Source organism: Levilactobacillus zymae, assembly GCF_032190635.1.
Classification (GTDB): domain Bacteria; phylum Bacillota; class Bacilli; order Lactobacillales; family Lactobacillaceae; genus Levilactobacillus; species Levilactobacillus zymae_A.
Window position 1 is genome coordinate 761554 of record NZ_JAVLAS010000001.1, and the last position, 20273, is coordinate 781826.

Genomic DNA, 20273 nt, shown 5'->3' on the forward strand with positions numbered 1-20273 from the left:
CCCTAATGTTGAATATCGATAGCATCAATTAGCATGACTATGAGCATAGCATGATTAACAGGTTTGGTGAAACGGCTAGCTTTAAACGTAACAAAAATGTAACTTTTTATAAAGGCGCCGATTTAAGACCAATTTAGAGCGGCCAAACCCTGAAACCGCCACCTTTCTTAACGGTAGCGTACTTGCAAACTGGTGACCGTTTCTAGACCAAAAAATGAGCGGTGCATCTTACGTGGAAACCTCCGTTGAAAATGACGTGGGCCCAGGCGTTACGACAATCGGTTTTCAGTCGTGATCAATTTCTACTATATAAATTAGAACCAAACCGGGTGGGGGCTAGGGCTGATCAATTACTGGGTAAAGTAAACGTGAGGGGCAAAACTCACGGATTGTCCGGTGACGTGGTAAAATAGAACTGGAAAGTTAATGCATAGGAGGGCGATTAGAATGATGCAAAAGGTTCCCACTTTACCATTAGTTGAACGTTTAGGCGCTGGTCAAAAGGTGACGTTGACCACCAGCAATCAGCAACGCGTAACAATTCAACCGGAAGTCCGGGATGGGCAACTGACGGGTAACTACTTGAGCAGCGTTCTACCCGACATTCGGTACGATGATCCGCGAATCATTTTGAAGGAAACGCTGACCGAGTTGGATGTACGCCACGTCACGATTAACAACATTGACTAATCAATCATGAAGACAGCCCCTGATCGTCCGTGGTCGGGGGCTGTTCGCTAACTTGGGGGAGTGAGCAACATTGAAAATTGATTTTGCGATGTTAACGGTAAAGGATACACGTAAGTTACGTTTAATGTCATTTATTACGGACCATCACGGCCAATTTAACCTGGTCGATTTTGCCACCAATATGCAGGGAAGCTATTCGCAAGCCTACCATATTCTCTTGAATTTACGGACCGACCTACAACACCTAGCCCCGACGACCAAGCTGACCAAGGATAGTTTGACCACGCCGATTACGGTTGACGTGTACCGGCATTGGTTATACGCCCGCAGCATTCCGTATCAAGCCGTCCTGGCGACGTTGAGTGCCGAACCGCAACAGGTGCGCACCCTGTGTGAACGCTACGGGATTAGTACGTCGACGTTTAACCGGCGGATGCGGCCAATGCGCCAGCAACTGGCTCAATATCACCTGGAGCTCACCACGAATCCGTTGCGGCTGACCGGGGATGAAACGTTGGTCCAACTGCTGTACTTTACGCTCTTTAGTACCACGCTGACCACGCTGAACGAATTACCCGAATTACCGGCGGCGTATCAGTCGCTATACGATGCGATTTGTACGACCTACGCTGACGACACCCTGTATCAGAATTCCAAGGGATTGGCGCAACATCGCAACCTGCTGATTACACTAGCATTGTTGCGGTTAGCGCAAGGGCACCGGTACGCGGCGTTACGGTTCCCGTTGGTTCACTTGACGGATTTGCGGCCGTTAGCCGTGAAGTTTCAACAACAACTCAACGATACGCCCCGCGAGGCATTAACCGAGCTGGCCACGTTGGACTATTTGTTGACCAGTTCGCCGTATTTCGTCCGGGCTTTACAACCCCGGAACATGCAGCGCCTGTATTCCGGGTTGCGGCAGAAGGTTCCGACCTATCAGCTGGCGCCTAGTGTGGCGTCGCTCAGTGATTTTGCCACTGGTCAAGACTGGTTTGCCAACTGGCTCTTCTCGCTGGGGCAGTTCATGTTGCTCTTTCGGGTTGACCCGCTGTTACGACCGGAAGTCACCGCGTTGTACCGGACCACCCCGACGTCTACGGCAGCGGCCACGGACATTGCGAACAGTCTGGCTCAGCTCTATCCGGAGCAAGTCACGCCTAGCGATTTACGGTTGGTCCAAAAGTACCTTAGCAAGTACACCAACGGGTTAAATTTAACCGCCGCGCGAGTACAGATCTTGGTTTCCTACGACATGTTGGGGGTCACGACCGACATCTTCAACCGCTTGTTGGGCGGGATTGTCCATCTGAGTCTGCTGACCAATCAGGTAGTGATTGACGAACAGAAACGGCATAACTACATTGTGGTCTACGGCACAGATCCGCAGGCCGTTCGGTTTGCCCAGGCCCATCAGTTGGAGGCTTTCCATTGGATTAAGGAGCTGAAGTACGGGGAGAACCTCGACCGATTGATTCGGACCTTGCGACACCACGAGCTGTCAATTTTTGCGTTGGATTTCCAGAATCCGTAAACGACCGCGATTATTCCAAAATTGATGAGTCGCGTAAATTTTTATATTAGGCAAATTACAAGTTTAATCCGAACAAGCCCGGAATCTTTCAATGGCAGTCTGTTGATGATGTATTTTTAATGGTCGTTGATTAATTAGTTCAAGTGCTGCTAGGATCTCATCAGTCGTTACTTGGCTAAAATTGGTCTTTTTCGGGAAGAACCAGCGTAACCGTCTATTAAAATATTCATTGGAACCTCGCTCCCATGGTGAATATGGATGGCAAAAATAAACTTTGATCTGATAATCCTGTTCTAAGGCCTGATAATTGGCAAACTCTTTACCATGATCAACAGTAATGGATTTTACTTGGGGACCGAAGGCCCCCATAAACTTGCCAAAGGCGGTGTTTAGAGCCTTAGCCGTTCTATTAGGGGCTTTGATGGCCCATAGAAGTCGGGTCTTACGTTCTACGAATGTAACCAGACATGATCGTGACTCACTTCGACTAGAAAGCACCGTATCTACTTCCCAATGACCAAAAGCTAACCGTTGATTAACAGTTGTTGGCCGTTGTTCGATGGAAGTCCCACTTGTAAATTTCCCACGATTTTCGCTCACTCGGTGCTGGCGGACATTCCGATTGGGTAGATCAGTCAATTTGAAGGGGAGCCAGCCACGATTAAGCCAATTATAAATTGACGCAGTGCTCAAGTTATAAGCGGCCGCAATGGTTTCTGGTGACCAGGTTAATCGTAAGTGATTGGTAATTAAAGTCGCTAATGCTGCCGTCAGCATCGAACGACGACCGCAATTCCGCCTTTTGCGATCTGCATCTTGCTGAGCTAATTCTGGATCATAAGGTTTAACCCGGTCCAACTCATAGCTAATCGTAGCTTTGGCGACGCCTAAGGCGTCAGCCATTACTTGGTAAGATTTATTCCCCTCATTGACCAGTTGTGCTAGTGCGCCACGTTGAAAACGTGATAAAGTAGATGTACCCAAAGTAATCACTCCCTATATTGGTTGGAATTAGCTACTACCATTGTAAGTGATTGCTTTGGGCTTTTTAATTTCTGTTCGGATTAATTATAGAATTTGCCATTAATATTTTTGTTTTTGCTGAAGCGTGCGGGATTAGGTTTCCCGGACGCTTTTTATTTAATCTATTTAGTGGGTAATTTAAATCTAGGAAAATCCCGCACTAAATCTGGGTTTACAAAGCGGCCGGCCCCCGTATAATGGTGACTACCATCAGATAGGGGGAGTGGAAAACATGACAGATAACGTTTCAAAGACCACGGCAGACAAGACGGGGGGACTGCTGGGGTCCGCTAACGGACCGTCACTAGAAGAAATCAATGGGACCGTCACAATTCCCAAGGAAAAAGGTTTCTTTAAGAACCTGATTGCCTTTTCGGGACCGGGAGCCTTGGTAGCCGTGGGATATATGGATCCCGGTAACTGGGTAACGTCCATCGGGGGTGGGGCCCAGTACGGGTACCTCTTGATGTCCGTGATCTTGATTTCCAGTTTGATTGCGATGTTGCTCCAATACATGGCGGCTAAACTGGGAATCGTGACGCAACAAGACTTAGCTCAGGCCACGCGGTCGTACACGACTAAGCGAGTCGGATTTGTCCTCTGGGTGGTCACCGAGTTGGCCATCATGGCGACGGACATTGCCGAAGTGATTGGGGGCGCAATTGCCCTGCAACTGTTATTCGGAATTCCCTTGATTATTGGGGTTTCGCTGACCGTTTTTGACGTGTTACTACTATTATTATTGACGAAACTAGGTTTTCGTAAGATTGAAGCCATCGTTATTTGCTTGATTACCGTGATTTTAGTGGTCTTCGCTTACGAGGTGATCATCGCTCAGCCGAACATGGGGCAAGCGGTCGCCAACTTTATTCCGCAGGCCCAGATTGTGCATCCGGGACAGTTGACTATGGCGTTGGGGATCGTTGGGGCGACGGTCATGCCGCACAACCTCTACTTGCATTCGTCCATCGCGCAAACTCGTAAGTTTAACCGGGATGACCCGGAAGAGATGCGGCGGGCGGTCAAGTTTACGACCTGGGACTCCAACATCCAGTTGATGGGGGCCTTCGTGATTAACTGCTTGCTCCTATTATTGGGGGCCGCGTTATTCTTCGGTAAGGACGTCGACAAATTAGGGACGTTTGGAAATCTGTACATGGTGCTGCAGGACAATCATTTAGCGGGTGCCGTGGCCTCACCTTTCCTGTCAACGCTGTTTGCAGTGGCGTTACTCGCATCGGGACAGAATTCGACGATTACGGGGACGCTGACGGGGCAAGTCATTATGGAAGGTTTCATTAACTTGAAAATTCCAATTTGGGTGCGCCGGTTAGTGACCCGGTTACTGTCGGTAGCGCCGGTCGTGATTTGTACCATCCTGTACGGCGGGAACGAAGCCGCGTTGGACCGATTATTGGTCAATTCGCAGGTTTTCCTGTCGATTGCCTTACCGTTTTCGATGATTCCGTTGACTATTTTTACCTCGTCAAAAAAGATTATGGGCGCTGAATACGTCAACAAACCCTGGGTGACTTGGCTGGCCTGGCTGAGTACAATTGTCTTGACCTTGTTAAACCTCCAGATTGTGTGGGCGAGTCTGAAACTGTTCTTCTAATTTTAAGGAGGGCGAGTGTGTCTTGGCAGTTGACATTTATCCGTCAGGCCAGTATCATCGAAACCATAAGCAATGAAGCAGTTCAGTAGTGGTCTGGGCAACGGTGCAGAGAGCCGACGGGAGTGCGAGTCGGAACGTCCGAGAACATGAATTACCCTGTGGAGCGGCTGATGTGTTCAGCGGGTCATTCCGTTAACGATGACGAGCGGTTGTCACACGACAACAACTTGGGTGGTAACGCGGATTTTGAATTCGTCCCTGATGGTCTTGATGACCGTTAGGGACTTTTTTAGTATATAGGAGGAAAACACATGTCGATTATTGATGAATTAAAATGGCGCGGGGCCATTAACCAGCAAACGGACGAAGCGGGCTTAGCCGACTTAGTTAACGAAAAGGCCGTGGGGCTGTATGCCGGGATCGATCCCACTGGCGACTCGATGCACATCGGTCACTTGATTCCGTTCATGATTCTTAAGCGATTCCAGTTGGCGGGTCACCGGCCGTACATCGTCATCGGGGGCGCAACGGGTTCGATTGGGGACCCATCCGGGAAGAAAGCCGAACGAAAACTGCAAACGATGGACCAAGTCCGGCATAATCAAGACTGCTTGACGGCTCAGATGGAACATCTTTTCGGCCAAGACGGTAGTTTTAAGATCGTGAACAATTACGATTGGTTATCCAAGTTGTCCTTGCTAGACTTCTTGCGAGACTTCGGGAAGTTATTTAACGTCAACACCATGTTGAACAAGGAAATTGTGGCCTCCCGGTTGGAAGTCGGCATTTCCTACACCGAATTCACGTACCAGATTCTCCAATCGATCGATTTCCTTCATTTATACAAACACGAAGATGTCCAACTCCAAATTGGGGGCGCCGACCAATGGGGAAATATCACGTCCGGTATTGATTTGATTCACCGACAGGAAGGTTCCGATGCCAAGGTTTACGGGTTAACGATTCCGCTACTGCTGAAGGCGGACGGCACTAAGTTTGGGAAGTCCGAAGGTGGCAACGTCTGGTTGGACCCCGAAAAGACCTCGCCTTACGAATTCTACCAGTTCTGGATTAACACGGATGACCGCGACGTGGTGAAGTTCTTGAAGTACTTTACTTTCTTGAGCCAAGATGAGATCCAGCACCTGGCCGATGCCGTAGCGGCGCACCCTGAAAAGCGGGAAGCCCAGACGCGGTTAGCCGAAGAAGTGACTGAGTTTGTTCACGGTCATCAAGCTGTAGTCGAAGCCCAACACATTACCAAGGCTTTGTTCTCCGGCGATGTGGCGGATCTGACGGCTAGTGAAATCGAACAAGGTTTCAAGAACATGCCATCCGTGACGGTAGCTGCGGACAAGCAAGGCTTGGTGGAATGGCTAGTGGATACTACCAAGATTGAATCGTCACGGCGTCAAGCCCGTGAAGATATTACGAACGGTGCGATTCGGATTAACGGTGAAAAGGTGACGGATCCCGCCGCTGAGATTGATCCAACCAGCGCGTTTGATGGTAAGTTTGTCATTGTGCGGCGGGGGAAGAAGCGGTACTTCTTAGCCCGAGTTCAGTAAATTGATGATCATTTGTAGCCCACGGGAGACCGCGGGCTTTTTTTGTTGTTAAAATAAAGGCGAACGGTACAGCGTTTAAAAACGGGGAACACACGGCCGTCGGGTAACTATTATTGGGTGATGGGTTTATAAGATATGGCTTTGAAAAAAGGTTAGAAAGTTTTAGTGATTTTGGTTGACGGTGGGGGCCTAGGTTGGTATAGTTATAGACGTTGTCACGGCAATGTTATCAGCTAGACCAATTTGAAAAATTGAAATTAGTTGTTGACGAGCCACTGACAAAATGTTATTCTAATTAAGTTGTCGCTAAGCGATGACGGTTCAGCTAGAAACGTTGTTAAATCAAACTTCTAGTTGACATCATCTTAACGAGATGTTATGATGATTAAGCTGTTCGTTTAACGAACAGCTTGGTAGACCTTTGAAAACTGAACATTGTTTCGACAAACCAAATATGTGTAGGGCGGTTTGAACTTTGGTTCAAACCCAAACAATATTTGCGAAGTCAATTCGCTTTAAAAACGTAACAACAATCGATGAGCTATTCGAGCTTATCATCTTTTAAGATGAGAGTTTGATCCTGGCTCAGGACGAACGCTGGCGGCATGCCTAATACATGCAAGTCGAACGAGTTCCCGTTGATTGACGTGCTTGCACTGATTTCAACATTGGAACGAGTGGCGAACTGGTGAGTAACACGTGGAAAACCTGCCCAGAAGCAGGGGATAACACTTGGAAACAGGTGCTAATACCGTATAACAACAAAAACCGCATGGTTTTTGTTTGAAAGGTGGCTTCGGCTATCACTTCTGGATGGTTCCGCGGCGCATTAGCTAGTTGGTGAGGTAAAGGCCCACCAAGGCGATGATGCGTAGCCGACCTGAGAGGGTAATCGGCCACATTGGGACTGAGACACGGCCCAGACTCCTACGGGAGGCAGCAGTAGGGAATCTTCCACAATGGACGAAAGTCTGATGGAGCAATGCCGCGTGAGTGAAGAAGGGTTTCGGCTCGTAAAACTCTGTTGTTGAAGAAGAACGGGTGTCAGAGTAACTGTTGACATCGTGACGGTATTCAACCAGAAAGCCACGGCTAACTACGTGCCAGCAGCCGCGGTAATACGTAGGTGGCAAGCGTTGTCCGGATTTATTGGGCGTAAAGCGAGCGCAGGCGGTTACTTAAGTCTGATGTGAAAGCCTTCGGCTTAACCGAAGAAGTGCATCGGAAACTGGGTAACTTGAGTGCAGAAGAGGACAGTGGAACTCCATGTGTAGCGGTGGAATGCGTAGATATATGGAAGAACACCAGTGGCGAAGGCGGCTGTCTAGTCTGTAACTGACGCTGAGGCTCGAAAGCATGGGTAGCAAACAGGATTAGATACCCTGGTAGTCCATGCCGTAAACGATGAGTGCTAAGTGTTGGAGGGTTTCCGCCCTTCAGTGCTGCAGCTAACGCATTAAGCACTCCGCCTGGGGAGTACGACCGCAAGGTTGAAACTCAAAGGAATTGACGGGGGCCCGCACAAGCGGTGGAGCATGTGGTTTAATTCGAAGCTACGCGAAGAACCTTACCAGGTCTTGACATCTTCTGCCAATCTTAGAGATAAGACGTTCCCCTCGGGGACAGAATGACAGGTGGTGCATGGTTGTCGTCAGCTCGTGTCGTGAGATGTTGGGTTAAGTCCCGCAACGAGCGCAACCCTTATTATCAGTTGCCAGCATTCAGTTGGGCACTCTGGTGAGACTGCCGGTGACAAACCGGAGGAAGGTGGGGATGACGTCAAATCATCATGCCCCTTATGACCTGGGCTACACACGTGCTACAATGGACGGTACAACGAGTTGCGAAGTCGTGAGGCCAAGCTAATCTCTTAAAGCCGTTCTCAGTTCGGATTGTAGGCTGCAACTCGCCTACATGAAGTTGGAATCGCTAGTAATCGCGGATCAGCATGCCGCGGTGAATACGTTCCCGGGCCTTGTACACACCGCCCGTCACACCATGAGAGTTTGTAACACCCAAAGCCGGTGGGGTAACCTTCGGGAGCCAGCCGTCTAAGGTGGGACAGATGATTAGGGTGAAGTCGTAACAAGGTAGCCGTAGGAGAACCTGCGGCTGGATCACCTCCTTTCTAAGGAATATACGGAGGCTACACATACTTTGTCGAAACAATGGTCAGTTTTGAGGGGTCTACCCTCAAACTTGTTCTTTGAAAACTAGATATTATCAATTATTTTCCTTTAATTATTAAAGATAATTAAACCGAGAACACCGCGTTTATTTTGAGTTTTTTAATTAGTTTATTCGCTAATACTCAATTAATCAGCGGTCACGAAGTGACCGTTAGGTTAAGTTATGAAGGGCGCATGGTGAATGCCTTGGTACTAGGAGCCGATGAAGGACGGGACTAACACCGATATGCTTCGGGGAGCTGTACGTAAGCTTTGATCCGGAGATTTCCGAATGGGGAAACCCAATCATCTTTACCGATGATTACAACTTGACGAATACATACTCAAGTTGAGGCAGACGTGGGGAACTGAAACATCTAAGTACCCACAGGAAGAGAAAGAAAAATCGATTCCCTAAGTAGCGGCGAGCGAACGGGGAACAGCCCAAACCATCGAGCTTGCTCGGTGGGGTTGTAGGACTGAATATTTGAGTTACCAAAGTTAAGGATAACCGAAACATCTGGGAAGGTGTGGCAGAGCGGGCGATACCCCCGTAGGTGAAATCGTTAACCCTCAGTTCAGGATCCTGAGTACGGCCAGACACGTGAAACCTGGTCGGAATCCGGGAGGACCATCTCCCAAGGCTAAATACTCCCTAGTGACCGATAGTGAACCAGTACCGTGAGGGAAAGGTGAAAAGCACCCCGGAAGGGGAGTGAAATAGTTCCTGAAACCATGTGCCTACAATTAGTTAGAGCCCGTTAATGGGTGATAGCGTGCCTTTTGTAGAATGAACCGGCGAGTTACGTTAATTTGCAAGGTTAAGGTGTTAAGACCGGAGCCGTAGCGAAAGCGAGTCTGAAACGGGCGTTTCAGTAAGTTGACGTAGACCCGAAACCAGGTGACCTACCCATGTCCAGGTTGAAGGTGCGGTAAAGCGCACTGGAGGACCGAACCCGTGTATGTTGAAAAATGCTGGGATGAGGTGTGGGTAGCGGTGAAATTCCAAACGAACTTGGAGATAGCTGGTTCTCTCCGAAATAGCTTTAGGGTTAGCCTCGGATTTAGAATCGTGGAGGTAGAGCCACTGTTTGGACTAGGGGCCCGTCATGGGTTACTGAATTCAGATAAACTCCGAATGCCACAGATTTATATCCGGGAGTCAGACGATGAGTGATAAGATCCACCGTCGAAAGGGGAACAGCCCAGACCACCAATTAAGGTCCCTAAATATGTGCTAAGTGGAAAAGGATGTGGAATTGCATAGACAGCTAGGATGTTGGCTCAGAAGCAGCCACCATTTAAAGAGTGCGTAATAGCTCACTAGCCGAGTGACTCTGCGCCGAAAATATACCGGGGCTAAGCACATTACCGAAATTGTGGACGCGACTATGTCGCGTGATAGGAGAGCGTTCTAAGGGCGACGAAACTAGATCGCAAGGACTAGTGGAGCGCTTAGAAGTGAGAATGCCGGTATGAGTAGCGAAAGATCAGTGAGAATCTGATCCACCGAATGACTAAGGTTTCCTGGGGAAGGCTCGTCCTCCCAGGGTTAGTCGGGACCTAAGCTGAGGCCGTAAGGCGTAAGCGATGGATAACAGGTTGATATTCCTGTACTAGTTAATATTGTTTGAACGATGGAGGGACGCAGGAGGCTAAAGCAAGCGCACGATTGGAAATGTGCGTTCAAGCGTCAAGTCTGGTGATGAGTCAAATGCTTATCGCTAAGGACAAGGCGTGATGAGGACCGAATTTTAGTAGGGAAGTGCTCCATGTCACACTGCCGAGAAAAGCTTCTAGTTAGATATTAATTACCCGTACCGCAAACCGACACAGGTAGTCGAGGAGAGTATCCTAAGGTGAGCGAGTGAACTCTCGTTAAGGAACTCGGCAAAATGACCCCGTAACTTCGGGAGAAGGGGTGCTACACGCAAGTGTAGCCGCAGTGAAAAGGCCCAGGCGACTGTTTATCAAAAACACAGGTTTCTGCAAAATCGTAAGATGAAGTATAGGGGCTGACGCCTGCCCGGTGCTGGAAGGTTAAGTGGATGAGTTAGCTTCGGCGAAGCCCAGAAATGAAGCCCCAGTAAACGGCGGCCGTAACTATAACGGTCCTAAGGTAGCGAAATTCCTTGTCGGGTAAGTTCCGACCCGCACGAAAGGCGTAACGATCTGGGCACTGTCTCAACGAGAGACTCGGTGAAATTATATTACCTGTGAAGATGCAGGTTACCCGCGACAGGACGGAAAGACCCCATGGAGCTTTACTGTAGCTTGATATTGGGTGTTGACACAGCTTGTACAGGATAGGTCGGAGCCGTAGATATCGGAACGCTAGTTTCGATGGAGGCGTTGGTGGGATACGACCCTCGCTGTGTGAACACTCTAACCCGCGCCACTTATCGTGGCGGGAGACAGTGTCAGGTGGGCAGTTTGACTGGGGCGGTCGCCTCCTAAAAAGTAACGGAGGCGCCCAAAGGTTCCCTCAGAATGGTTGGAAATCATTCGACGAGTGTAAAGGCAGAAGGGAGCTTGACTGCGAGACAGACAGGTCGAGCAGGGACGAAAGTCGGGCTTAGTGATCCGGTGGTACCGTATGGAAGGGCCATCGCTCAACGGATAAAAGCTACCCTGGGGATAACAGGCTTATCTCCCCCAAGAGTCCACATCGACGGGGAGGTTTGGCACCTCGATGTCGGCTCATCGCATCCTGGGGCTGTAGTCGGTCCCAAGGGTTGGGCTGTTCGCCCATTAAAGCGGTACGCGAGCTGGGTTCAGAACGTCGTGAGACAGTTCGGTCCCTATCCGTCGCGGGCGTAGGAAATTTGAGAGGAGCTGTCCTTAGTACGAGAGGACCGGGATGGACATACCTCTGGTGTACCAGTTGTGCCGCCAGGCGCATCGCTGGGTAGCTATGTATGGATGAGATAAACGCTGAAAGCATCTAAGTGTGAAACTCGCCTCAAGATGAGATTTCCCATTCCTTTATGGAAGTAAGACCCCTGAGAGATGATCAGGTAGATAGGTTGGAAGTGGCAGCACCGTGAGGTGTGCAGCGGACCAATACTAATCGGTCGAGGACTTAACCAAGTAGTGGTGTTCTCAAAGAAAATCAATTGGTAATATCTAGTTTTGAGGGAATAAGCTCTCAATAGTGTGGTGGCGATAGCCTGAAGGATACACCTGTTCCCATGCCGAACACAGAAGTTAAGCTTCAGCACGCCGATAGTAGTTGGGGGATTGCCCCCTGCAAGGATAGGACGTTGCCACGCAATGTCAGGAACTCAATTCGTTGAGTTCCTTTTTTTGTGGGAATTTTTCCATAACTTAATGTGTCAGAAAGGAAGGCGGTTGGATGGCCAGTCGACGATTAGGCTTAATTGAAGTGATTAGTGGCGGAATCTTGTGGGGGACCTCGGGAACCGTTGCCCAGGCCGTCTTTAGCCGTTACCAGGTCCCCACGCTCTGGTTAACGGGGGTCCGCTTAAGTCTGGCGGGGCTCCTACTATTGGGCTGGTTTGCGCTTAGTCAGGGGAAAGCCGTCTGGGCTATCTGGCGGCGACCGAAAATGATCGGGCAACTGCTCTTGTTCAGCTTATTGGGGATGGTGCCCTCGCAATTAACCTATTTCTTGGCAATCGCCTATGGCAATGCGCCGACCGCCACGGTTCTCCAATTCTTAGGTCCGTTGTTTATTATTATTTACCTAGCCGTGATCCGCCGTCAGTGGCCCCGGCGAATTGACCTGATTTCCATCGCTATTGCGCTCTTTGGAACCTTTTTACTGGTTACCAATGGCCACTTTACCCAATTAGCCTTAGCACCATTGGCCCTTTTCTGGGGCCTCTTAGCCGGTGTCAGTTCAGCGACCTATACCCTGTTACCCCGGCGATTACTAGCGACCTACGATGCCCGGTTAGTGGTGGGTTGGGCCATGCTGCTGGGAAGTTTGCCGTTTGGCGGGGTACTGGCGACCACCCGGTTACCCCAGCTCAACTTGGCTGTGGTGGGCGGCATCGCCTTTATCGTGATTGGCGGTACCATGCTGGCCTACCTCCTCTACCTCAAGAGCCTTGCCAGTTTAACCCCTAGCACCACCGGCATGTTGAGTGCCTTTGAGCCGCTGACCGCTACGGTCTTGGCCGTCGGCGTCCTGGGAACACCGTTGACCGGCGCGGAACTATTCGGCGGGGTGTGTATCATTGCCACCACGCTCCTGCAGGCCTTACCCCAACAACCATCGCTTAAATAGAGTAGTCCGCTAGTGGGCTACTTTTTTTGAACAATTCGCAGAAAACGGTTACAAAGAATAACTTTTTCGGTATCCTAGTAGGTAGAAGGGACTGAACGAGATGGCAATTTTAACACACCAAACTCAATTTCATCTTCAAATGGATCATAGTAGTTACCTCTTTCACGTCATGGCGAACGGCGAGTTGGGACAACTCTATTATGGCCCGTTAATCCATGACCAAGCCCAGTATCCGGAGCTGACTCACCGCGAGGTTCACGGGGCGATGCCGGCTTGGAAGCTGGATACTCCGGACGTTCAACCCGAGGCGTTGAAACAAGAGTACGCGAGCTTCGGAAAGGGTGACTTTCGGGATCCGGCGTACCAGATGACGGCCCCGGATGGCAGTCGCATCAGTGAACTGCAGTATCAAAGCTACCGTATCGAAACCGGTAAGCAACGGCTAGCCAACCTCCCGTCAACGTTTGATGATAGCCAAGACGACGCGCAGACTCTGGTCGTGACGTTGACGGATGCGGTGACCCAGGTAACGGTTGAATTGAATTACACGATTTTTCCGCACCAAGACGTGCTGGTCCGTAGTGCCACTTTTAGCAATCATGGGAAACAAACCGTGACCTTGAACCGGGCCCTCAGTGGGCAGCTGGATCTGCCCGATGCCGACTATGAGTTTCTGCAATTCTCCGGCAGTTGGGCACGGGAACGTCACGCCATTCGGACGCCGTTACGGCGGGGAATTCAGAGCATTGGTAGCTTGCGCAGTGCGTCTAGTCACCAGGAAAATCCGGGCTTCATCTTGGCCCGGCCACAGACCAACGACGACCAAGGGGGGGCCTACGGGTTCAACCTGGTCTACTCCGGTAACTTTCTCGACCAGATCGAAGTTGATCAGTTCGACACTACCCGGGTTCTCTTGGGGATTAACCCAACCGAATTTGGCTGGCAACTGACGCCGGGGACCCAGTTCCAGACGCCCGAGGCGATCCTGAGCTATAGTGACACGGGACTCAACCAACTGAGTCAACAAATGGGGGCGTGCTACCAGCACCACCTGGTCAACCCGCAATACGCGCAAAAGCCCCGGCCGATTCTGATTAATAACTGGGAAGGTACCTACTTCGACTTTAACGAAACCAAGTTAATGGCCATGGCCCGCCAGGCCAAGGACCTGGGGATCGAGTTATTCGTTCTCGACGACGGCTGGTTTGGCAAACGGAATGACGACACCACCTCATTGGGAGATTGGGACGTTAATCCGCAAAAATTACCCCAAGGCATGGCCCATCTGGCCCAACAGATTCATGACCTGGGCATGCAGTTTGGATTATGGTACGAGCCGGAAATGATTTCGCTGGCCAGTCAACTGTATCACGACCATCCCGATTGGGTGATCAAGACGCCGCAACGTCAGATGACCCCCGGACGCAACCAGTTTGTCCTCGACATGACCAACCCCGACGTGGTCGACTTCCTGTACGCCAAGATGAGTGCGATGATCGATGACGCCCAGCTGGACTACATTAAGTGGGACATGAACCGCAACATCACCGAGGCTTATAGTCCGACGCTGAGTGCTGATCGGCAATTGGAATTTAGTCACCGCTACATTCTAGGGGTTTACCAACTCTACGCACGGTTGACTCACGATTTTCCACAAGTCTTATTTGAATCTTGTGCCTCCGGTGGTGGCCGGTTCGACTTGGGGATGATGTACTACGCCCCACAAGCGTGGACCAGCGACGATACCGACGCCATCGAGCGGTTGCGCATTCAGTTCGGCACCTCCTACGCTTACCCCCAAACGATGATGGGGGCGCACGTCTCGGCGGTACCAAACGACCAGACCGGTCGGATTACCCCCCTGGAAACGCGCGCGGCGGTGGCCTACTTTGGCGATCTGGGGTACGAACTCGACGTGACACGCTGCTCGGCAACCGAGAAGGCACAGATCAAGCAGCAGATCGCCTTTTACAAGCGTCACCGGGACCTGTTCCAGCGCGGAACGTTCTACCGCCTGGATAATCCGTTTACGGGTGACCGTAACGTTGGCAGCTGGCTGGTGGTCAGTGCCGACAAACGTCACGCGATTGCGGCGCGCTACCAGATCTTAAATCAGCCCAATCCCCGTTATTCGCAGTTAAAGTTACGGGGACTATTGCCTAGCCAACGCTACGTGGTTAGCGGCCGGCAACAACCGCTTTACGGTGACGAACTGATGCATGCCGGGGTGTTCATTCCATCGCTACTCCAAACCACCATGGGAGTCGAGGAATCGGCGGACTTTAGCGCGCAAATCCTGGTGTTAGATGCGGTGGACGACTAACCAGTTGGCACCAGCGTTCGCGACTCATAAGTTAGCGGTATACTAAGGTTTGGAACTTTGGTTCTGAACCTTTTTTGTTTGGAACCGGCGAAAGGATTGACCAGCATGGCAAAATTAGAATTACCCGCCCGTCCCGGTAAGGTCCAGTTAGGCCTCAAGGCGGCCGCTGCACCCACACAATTATTGGACCGGTTAAAGTATCGCCCGGAAGTCTTCGAGTTTTTCACTAGCGCTGCAGACTTTACCCCGGCAGCGTTTCAAACGTTCAAGGCTACCGTGCAGTTCGTCCAGGCCAACGTGACCCGAAAAATCGTGATCCATCATCCCATGAAGTTTCACGACCAACACCTGGACCAGCTTTTGGATGCTCACCGTGAACCCGCGGCATACGACTTTTTCCGGCAATCGACGGCGCAACTCTTGGACTTGGCTAACGACCTAGACGTGCGCGTCTTGGTCCATGGCGGATACGGGGGAGCCGAGAGTCAGGCACTGATCAATGAATATCCATCGTTAGCGGCCGCGCGGGAGACCGTCTTTGACCATTTGGATCACCTAGTGGCGCAGGGCAACGGTCACGTCATGATTGAAAACGGCATTACCGCTAGCTTCATGTACGGTGACCCGCAAATCGACGACACGATTTTAGCACACCACTGGCCGTTAGTGTGCGACCTCAGCCACGTGTTTATTGGCTTGCATGGCGATATGGACCGGACCATGGCGGCGCTAACGAAATTAAAACCGTTGATTCGGCATTACCACTTGGTCGATTCGCTGGGACAACGCCACGATAGTTTACCCCTAGGAACCGGTCTGATTGACTGGCGGCGGGTTTTGCCGGCGTTGAATCCACAGGCGACTATGATTTACGAGGTTCCGGACGAAACGGACGCGACCTGTGCCAACATGCTACGGAGTTACCATTATCTGCGGGGCTTGGAAGTACAACAACTCGAAAGTGGGCGATAACATGACAAAAACGTCGGTGGTCGTGCATCTTGATGACCAGGCCAATGTGGCGCTGGCGCAGGGTAACGTCCACAACTTACTGACCGGGTTACCGGAAAGCCGGGTGGTGGTCGTGGTTAACGGTCCGGCAGTCCGGTCGTTTCTGACCCCGAGTTGGCGGGCCTTTCTGGCTGACCTGCCTGAAGTTGAGGTGGATGCCTGTGCGAACGCGTTGCGGGCCAACGGCATCTTGGCAGCACAGCTCCCAGCCAGGGTCACGGTAGTGCCGGCGGGCGTGGTCCGCATTGTTGAATTGGAACAACGAGGTTTTGCTTATCTGAAGCCATAAATGATTAGTCGCAAAAACGCCCCGAATTCCTTGGTTGGAAATTCGGGGCGTTGCTTGTTATTGCGGGAAGGGACCGCGACGGTGACCCTAGTCCCAGCGGCGCGTCACCCCTTAACCGCCCAGCCAGAAGCCGACTCCCGCGGCGGCTAGTCCCAGTACCACGGATAAGAGGAGGTAACTCACGGCGACTTTAGGAAACCGGTGCAGGAGACCGGCAAACTCGTTGGTGAACGTGGAAAAGGTTGAAAAGCCGCCTAACAGACCGCTGATGAGCTGAAAGGTGAGGTCGCCGGTCGGAAAATGACCGGCCGCTAGCCCCAGTAAGAAGGCGGCGGTGACGTTGATCACCAGTGTGGGGAGGGGCAGGTAGGTGTCGAAAAATAGGCGATTGCCCCAGAAGGTCACGCCGTAGCGCGCCAGGGCCCCGCACGCCCCGGCGCCGCTGACGAGTAGTAAGGTGATCATGCGGCGCGCCTCCGTTTCACCAAGTGGCGACTCCCCGCGATGCCAATTGCGGCGGCGGCCCACCCCAACACCAGGCTACCGAATACGTAACTACCGGCCAACCACACCGTGTGCTGGTGGAACAAGGTCACGGTATCGACCGTAAACGTGGAGAAGGTGGTGAAGCTGCCGACGAGACCGACGCTCAAGCCGGTGACGGTGGCTGGCGAGACCGGCCAGAGCAGCGGCAACGCCCCCGTGATCAGGGGAAGGCTCAACGACCCCAGCACGTTGATGGCGAGAATCGTGAGGTAGTGGTGCGGGGTCGTCCAGGCCGTTAAGCTTAGGCGTAAGGCACTCCCCAGAAACGCACAGATGAAGATTAATCCAATTTTTTTCACTGGTCAGGCTCCTTATCCCAATTTGCTTGCTGAGTTCTATTTTAGGGGAGTCGCTGGGGGATGCAACTAAAAATCGCGAAAACCGTTGTTCATCAGACGGTTGCCGCGATTTCTAACTGATAGATGGTTAGCTGATGACCTATTTAAAAGAGGCCCGAGTGTAGTCATTTTCACCGACGGAGTGGTAGACCACCCCGGTTAGCTTTTGGTTGACCAGGTGGCTTTCCGTCATGTTATACAGTGGCAGGACGGCGGCGGTTTGATTCAAACGCTGCGCCGCGGTCCGCATGTTTTGCCAGTAGGCCTTTTGGTTAGTGGCGTTGACGCCGTGAGCTTCGTTGACCTGGGTATTGAAGGTCGCATCGGCATACTTACCGTAGTTTTGTGGATTGGTTTTGGTCAGGATATCGAAGAAGGAGACGGGATCGGCGTAGTCGGCTAACCAGAGGGTCGAATCCATATCGAAGTTCCCCGATTGCACGGCGCTATCGGTACTCTTGGCGGGGAGGGACAGTACGGAAACGTGAGCGTTGTTGAGATTTTGTTTGACTGCGGCCTGGATGAATTGGTCGACGTTCTTGGAAACGGTGGTGTCATCACTAACCAGCTTGAGGGTGACGGATGATTTACCGAGTTCTTTGAGGCCCTTAGCCCAAAGTTTTTGCGCCTTGGCCACGTCGTAGGTTTCGGTGTTCTTCGTTTCCGTCCCGAAGTCCTTGCCGGTCGTCGGATCGGTGACCAGTGAAGGGGTGACGTAATTATAAGCGGCGGTGGAGCCGTCACTGAGGACTTTCTTGGTCAACTGCGCCTTGTTTAAGACCAGATTGAGGGCGCGACGTAAGTTCTGATTACGCAAGGCGTGGTTGCTTGCCAGGTTGAAACGCAGGTAGTAGGTGCCGGCCTTGTTGACGTGTTTCAAGTGTTTGTCGTGCTGGACGCCTTGGGCGGTGACGCCGGAGACCGTGGCATCGTCTAGTTCCCCCTGTTCGAAGAGGTTGTGGGCCGTGGTCGAGTCTTTGACCACCTGCATGGTCATCTTACTTAACTTGATGGCACCCTTAGCGTAATAGTGATTATTCTTGACTAGGTTCCAGGTGTCGTTGGTCCCGGTCCAATGCTGCACCGTGAAGGGACCGTTGTAGGCCATCTTGGTACTGGTGGTCCCGTAAGTCTTGCCGTATTTCGCCACGACCCGATGATCTTGGGGGAAGAAGGCCGGCATGGTCAGCATCTTGCTGAGATACGGCATGGCGTGTGACAGGGTGACCTTCAGCGTGTGGTCGTTCACCGCCTGGACGCCTAGTGAGCTAGTCGGTTTTTTACCGGCGGAAACCTGGGTAGCGTTTTTGATGCCCTCGTAGATGTAGCTGTAGCCGGAGGTGGAATTGGGACTGACGGACCGGCGCCAGGATGTGACGAAGTCTTGGGCGGTGACGGCATCGCCATTACTCCACTTGGCAGATTGACGCAGATGGAAGGTATAGGTCTTCCCGTGGTTGGTGGGCTTAACCACCTTTGTGGCCATTGCCCCGACGACTTGGTTCTTGGCGTTCATGCGGTAGAGCCCCTCCATGGATTGCTGTAAGACGTTCCATTGAGTGAGATCAGCAGTGTTGGAAGTATCTAGGGAGGTAAGATCCGAGGTTTGCATCAGGTGAAGCGTTTTTTGACTTTGGTTGGCGTTGGCTTGGCCACAAGCGGCCAGGGTGCCAGCGAGTAAACATAGACTACCGAAGACGGTTAATTTTTTTAAATTCATAGGCAATTCCTCCTGTTAATAAGCGGTGAACTGATTAGATTCAACATCTTGTAAGTACTGACCCAGGTTCTGGAAAAAGGCGGGGGGATTATCAATACTGTGGCAATGACCCCCATCCGGCGTTAAGACCAGGCGCGCGTGGGGCAACGTTTGTTGCATTCGCCGGGCGGTGGCGAGCGGCATGGTGTCATATTCGCCAAACGTCAGGAGGGTTGGGACGGTGATGGTATGTAAGTCGGCGCGCCGGTCCCAACCGTTTAAGGTCCCGACCATGACGAATTCATTATTGCCCTGGAAATGGTTGTAAACCTGAGTGGCCATGGTTGTGACTAGTTGGCGGGGGCCCTTTTCGGGATGGCGACAAACGAATTGACGGTTCAAGACGTCAACTAAGGCTTGATATTCGGGATCAGCAAACGCCTCGGCGTGTTCGATGGCCTGCATATAAGCGACCTGACTAGAGGTGAGGGTTGCCGCCCGTAAAGCGTTGATGTGGACGGTGTACTCGGCAATGTTGTCGATCATACTCATGACGACCAATCCTTTGAGATGTTGCCCGTACCTTAATGCGTATTCTTGGGCCAACAGACCACCCCAGGAATGACCTAGCAAGTAGAATTGATCCAGCCCCAATTGTTGCCGGACCTCCTCTAGTTCACTCAGGTAGTAGTCGAGTGTCAGGTAGTGCTGGTTCTCTGGCAGACTGAAGTCGGGTTGATCGGAGAAGAACGACCCCAACTGATCGTACATGGTCACCTGGACGCGGTCTTCGCCGAGTTCTGCGGCAAAATTTTCAAATTCGGTGTGGTTACTGCCCGGACCACCGTGAAGACACAACAGTTTAATGGGGCCGTGGCCCACCGTGCGAGTAAATAAGCGAAAGCCATTTTTCAGTTGTAATAAACGTGTCCCTGTTGTCATAAAATCCCTCCAAAATTTGAGAAATAAAAAAAGCCCTACCTGGATCAGAAACTGATCCAAATAGGGCGTCGCCACGGTACCACCTATGTTTTGCCATTGTATCAAAAAATGGCCTTAATTCACGTACGGTGGGTTAACCCACGATACGCTAGCAAGATAATGGATGCTGCCATTAAGGACTCTCCTCTTGGTTCGTCCTTACCACGATTAGGGGATTTTCGCTAGCCAGGTGATCCAACCCCTTGCACCAAACGGGGCCTCTCTGCGCGATGTGC

Annotated in this window: 13 protein-coding genes, 3 rRNA genes and 1 other annotated feature; of the genes, 11 read left to right on the forward strand and 5 right to left on the reverse strand. The window is 51.5% G+C overall.

Annotated elements, in window-relative coordinates; genetic code table 11:
* Window positions 1–447 precede the first annotated feature (447 nt).
* Window positions 448–690 carry a hypothetical protein gene (locus tag RI501_RS03375; protein WP_313820357.1) on the forward strand — a complete coding sequence of 81 codons (243 nt, stop codon included), beginning with the start codon at window positions 448–450 and terminating at the stop codon, window positions 688–690.
* 70 nt (window positions 691–760) lie between these two features.
* On the forward strand, window positions 761–2224 hold the full coding sequence (locus RI501_RS03380; RefSeq protein WP_313820358.1) for a helix-turn-helix domain-containing protein: 1464 nt from the start codon (window positions 761–763) through the stop codon (window positions 2222–2224).
* A 63-nt stretch (window positions 2225–2287) separates the two neighbouring features.
* Here the strand turns inward: RI501_RS03380 and RI501_RS03385 are convergent, their stop codons facing one another.
* On the reverse strand, window positions 2288–3208 hold the full coding sequence (locus tag RI501_RS03385; protein ID WP_011373852.1) for an IS30-like element ISLsa1 family transposase: 921 nt from the start codon (window positions 3206–3208) through the stop codon (window positions 2288–2290).
* 271 nt (window positions 3209–3479) lie between these two features.
* Here RI501_RS03385 and RI501_RS03390 point away from each other — a divergent pair, with 271 nt between their 5' ends.
* From RI501_RS03390 to RI501_RS03430, 9 genes are all read left to right on the forward strand, one after another.
* Entirely contained in the window at window positions 3480–4862 is a 1383-nt protein-coding gene (locus tag RI501_RS03390; protein ID WP_313820359.1) for an Nramp family divalent metal transporter, read from the forward strand.
* A 63-nt stretch (window positions 4863–4925) separates the two neighbouring features.
* Window positions 4926–5125: a binding site (T-box leader), on the forward strand.
* Window positions 5126–5173: 48 nt separating this feature from the next.
* Window positions 5174–6430, forward strand: coding sequence for a tyrosine--tRNA ligase (gene tyrS / locus RI501_RS03395; protein WP_313820360.1), 1257 nt, complete (start codon window positions 5174–5176; stop codon window positions 6428–6430).
* Between the two features lie 562 nt (window positions 6431–6992).
* A 16S ribosomal RNA gene (locus RI501_RS03400) occupies window positions 6993–8558 on the forward strand.
* Between the two features lie 215 nt (window positions 8559–8773).
* A 23S ribosomal RNA gene (locus RI501_RS03405) occupies window positions 8774–11688 on the forward strand.
* A gap of 65 nt (window positions 11689–11753) precedes the next feature.
* Window positions 11754–11870 (forward strand): 5S ribosomal RNA (gene rrf, locus RI501_RS03410).
* Together the 16S, 23S and 5S rRNA genes form the textbook arrangement of a ribosomal RNA operon.
* Window positions 11871–11953: 83 nt before the next feature.
* A complete protein-coding gene (locus tag RI501_RS03415) occupies window positions 11954–12850 on the forward strand; it encodes a DMT family transporter (RefSeq protein WP_313820361.1) in 897 nt (298 codons plus the stop codon).
* Between the two features lie 100 nt (window positions 12851–12950).
* On the forward strand, window positions 12951–15173 hold the full coding sequence (locus tag RI501_RS03420; protein WP_313820362.1) for an alpha-galactosidase: 2223 nt from the start codon (window positions 12951–12953) through the stop codon (window positions 15171–15173).
* A 105-nt stretch (window positions 15174–15278) separates the two neighbouring features.
* The gene (locus RI501_RS03425; protein WP_313820363.1) at window positions 15279–16145 is read left to right on the forward strand and encodes a TIM barrel protein; all 867 of its coding nucleotides are present in this window, start codon (window positions 15279–15281) and stop codon (window positions 16143–16145) included.
* Window position 16146: 1 nt separating this feature from the next.
* Window positions 16147–16473 (forward strand): DsrE family protein, encoded by a 327-nt coding sequence (locus RI501_RS03430; protein ID WP_313820364.1) that lies wholly within the window; start codon window positions 16147–16149, stop codon window positions 16471–16473.
* Between the two features lie 111 nt (window positions 16474–16584).
* Here RI501_RS03430 and RI501_RS03435 read toward each other — a convergent pair whose 3' ends face one another.
* The 4 genes from RI501_RS03435 to RI501_RS03450 all read right to left on the reverse strand — a co-directional run bounded on the left by RI501_RS03435 (window position 16585) and on the right by RI501_RS03450 (window position 19998).
* Entirely contained in the window at window positions 16585–16938 is a 354-nt protein-coding gene (locus RI501_RS03435) for a fluoride efflux transporter FluC (protein ID WP_313820365.1), read from the reverse strand.
* Window positions 16935–17318 carry a fluoride efflux transporter FluC gene (locus tag RI501_RS03440; protein ID WP_313820366.1) on the reverse strand — a complete coding sequence of 128 codons (384 nt, stop codon included), beginning with the start codon at window positions 17316–17318 and terminating at the stop codon, window positions 16935–16937. Before RI501_RS03440 ends, RI501_RS03435 begins: the two co-directional genes overlap by 4 nt.
* Window positions 17319–17457: 139 nt before the next feature.
* Entirely contained in the window at window positions 17458–19077 is a 1620-nt protein-coding gene (locus tag RI501_RS03445; RefSeq protein ID WP_313820367.1) for a peptide ABC transporter substrate-binding protein, read from the reverse strand.
* A gap of 15 nt (window positions 19078–19092) precedes the next feature.
* The gene (locus RI501_RS03450) at window positions 19093–19998 is read right to left on the reverse strand and encodes a proline iminopeptidase-family hydrolase (RefSeq protein WP_313820368.1); all 906 of its coding nucleotides are present in this window, start codon (window positions 19996–19998) and stop codon (window positions 19093–19095) included.
* Window positions 19999–20273 lie beyond the last annotated feature (275 nt).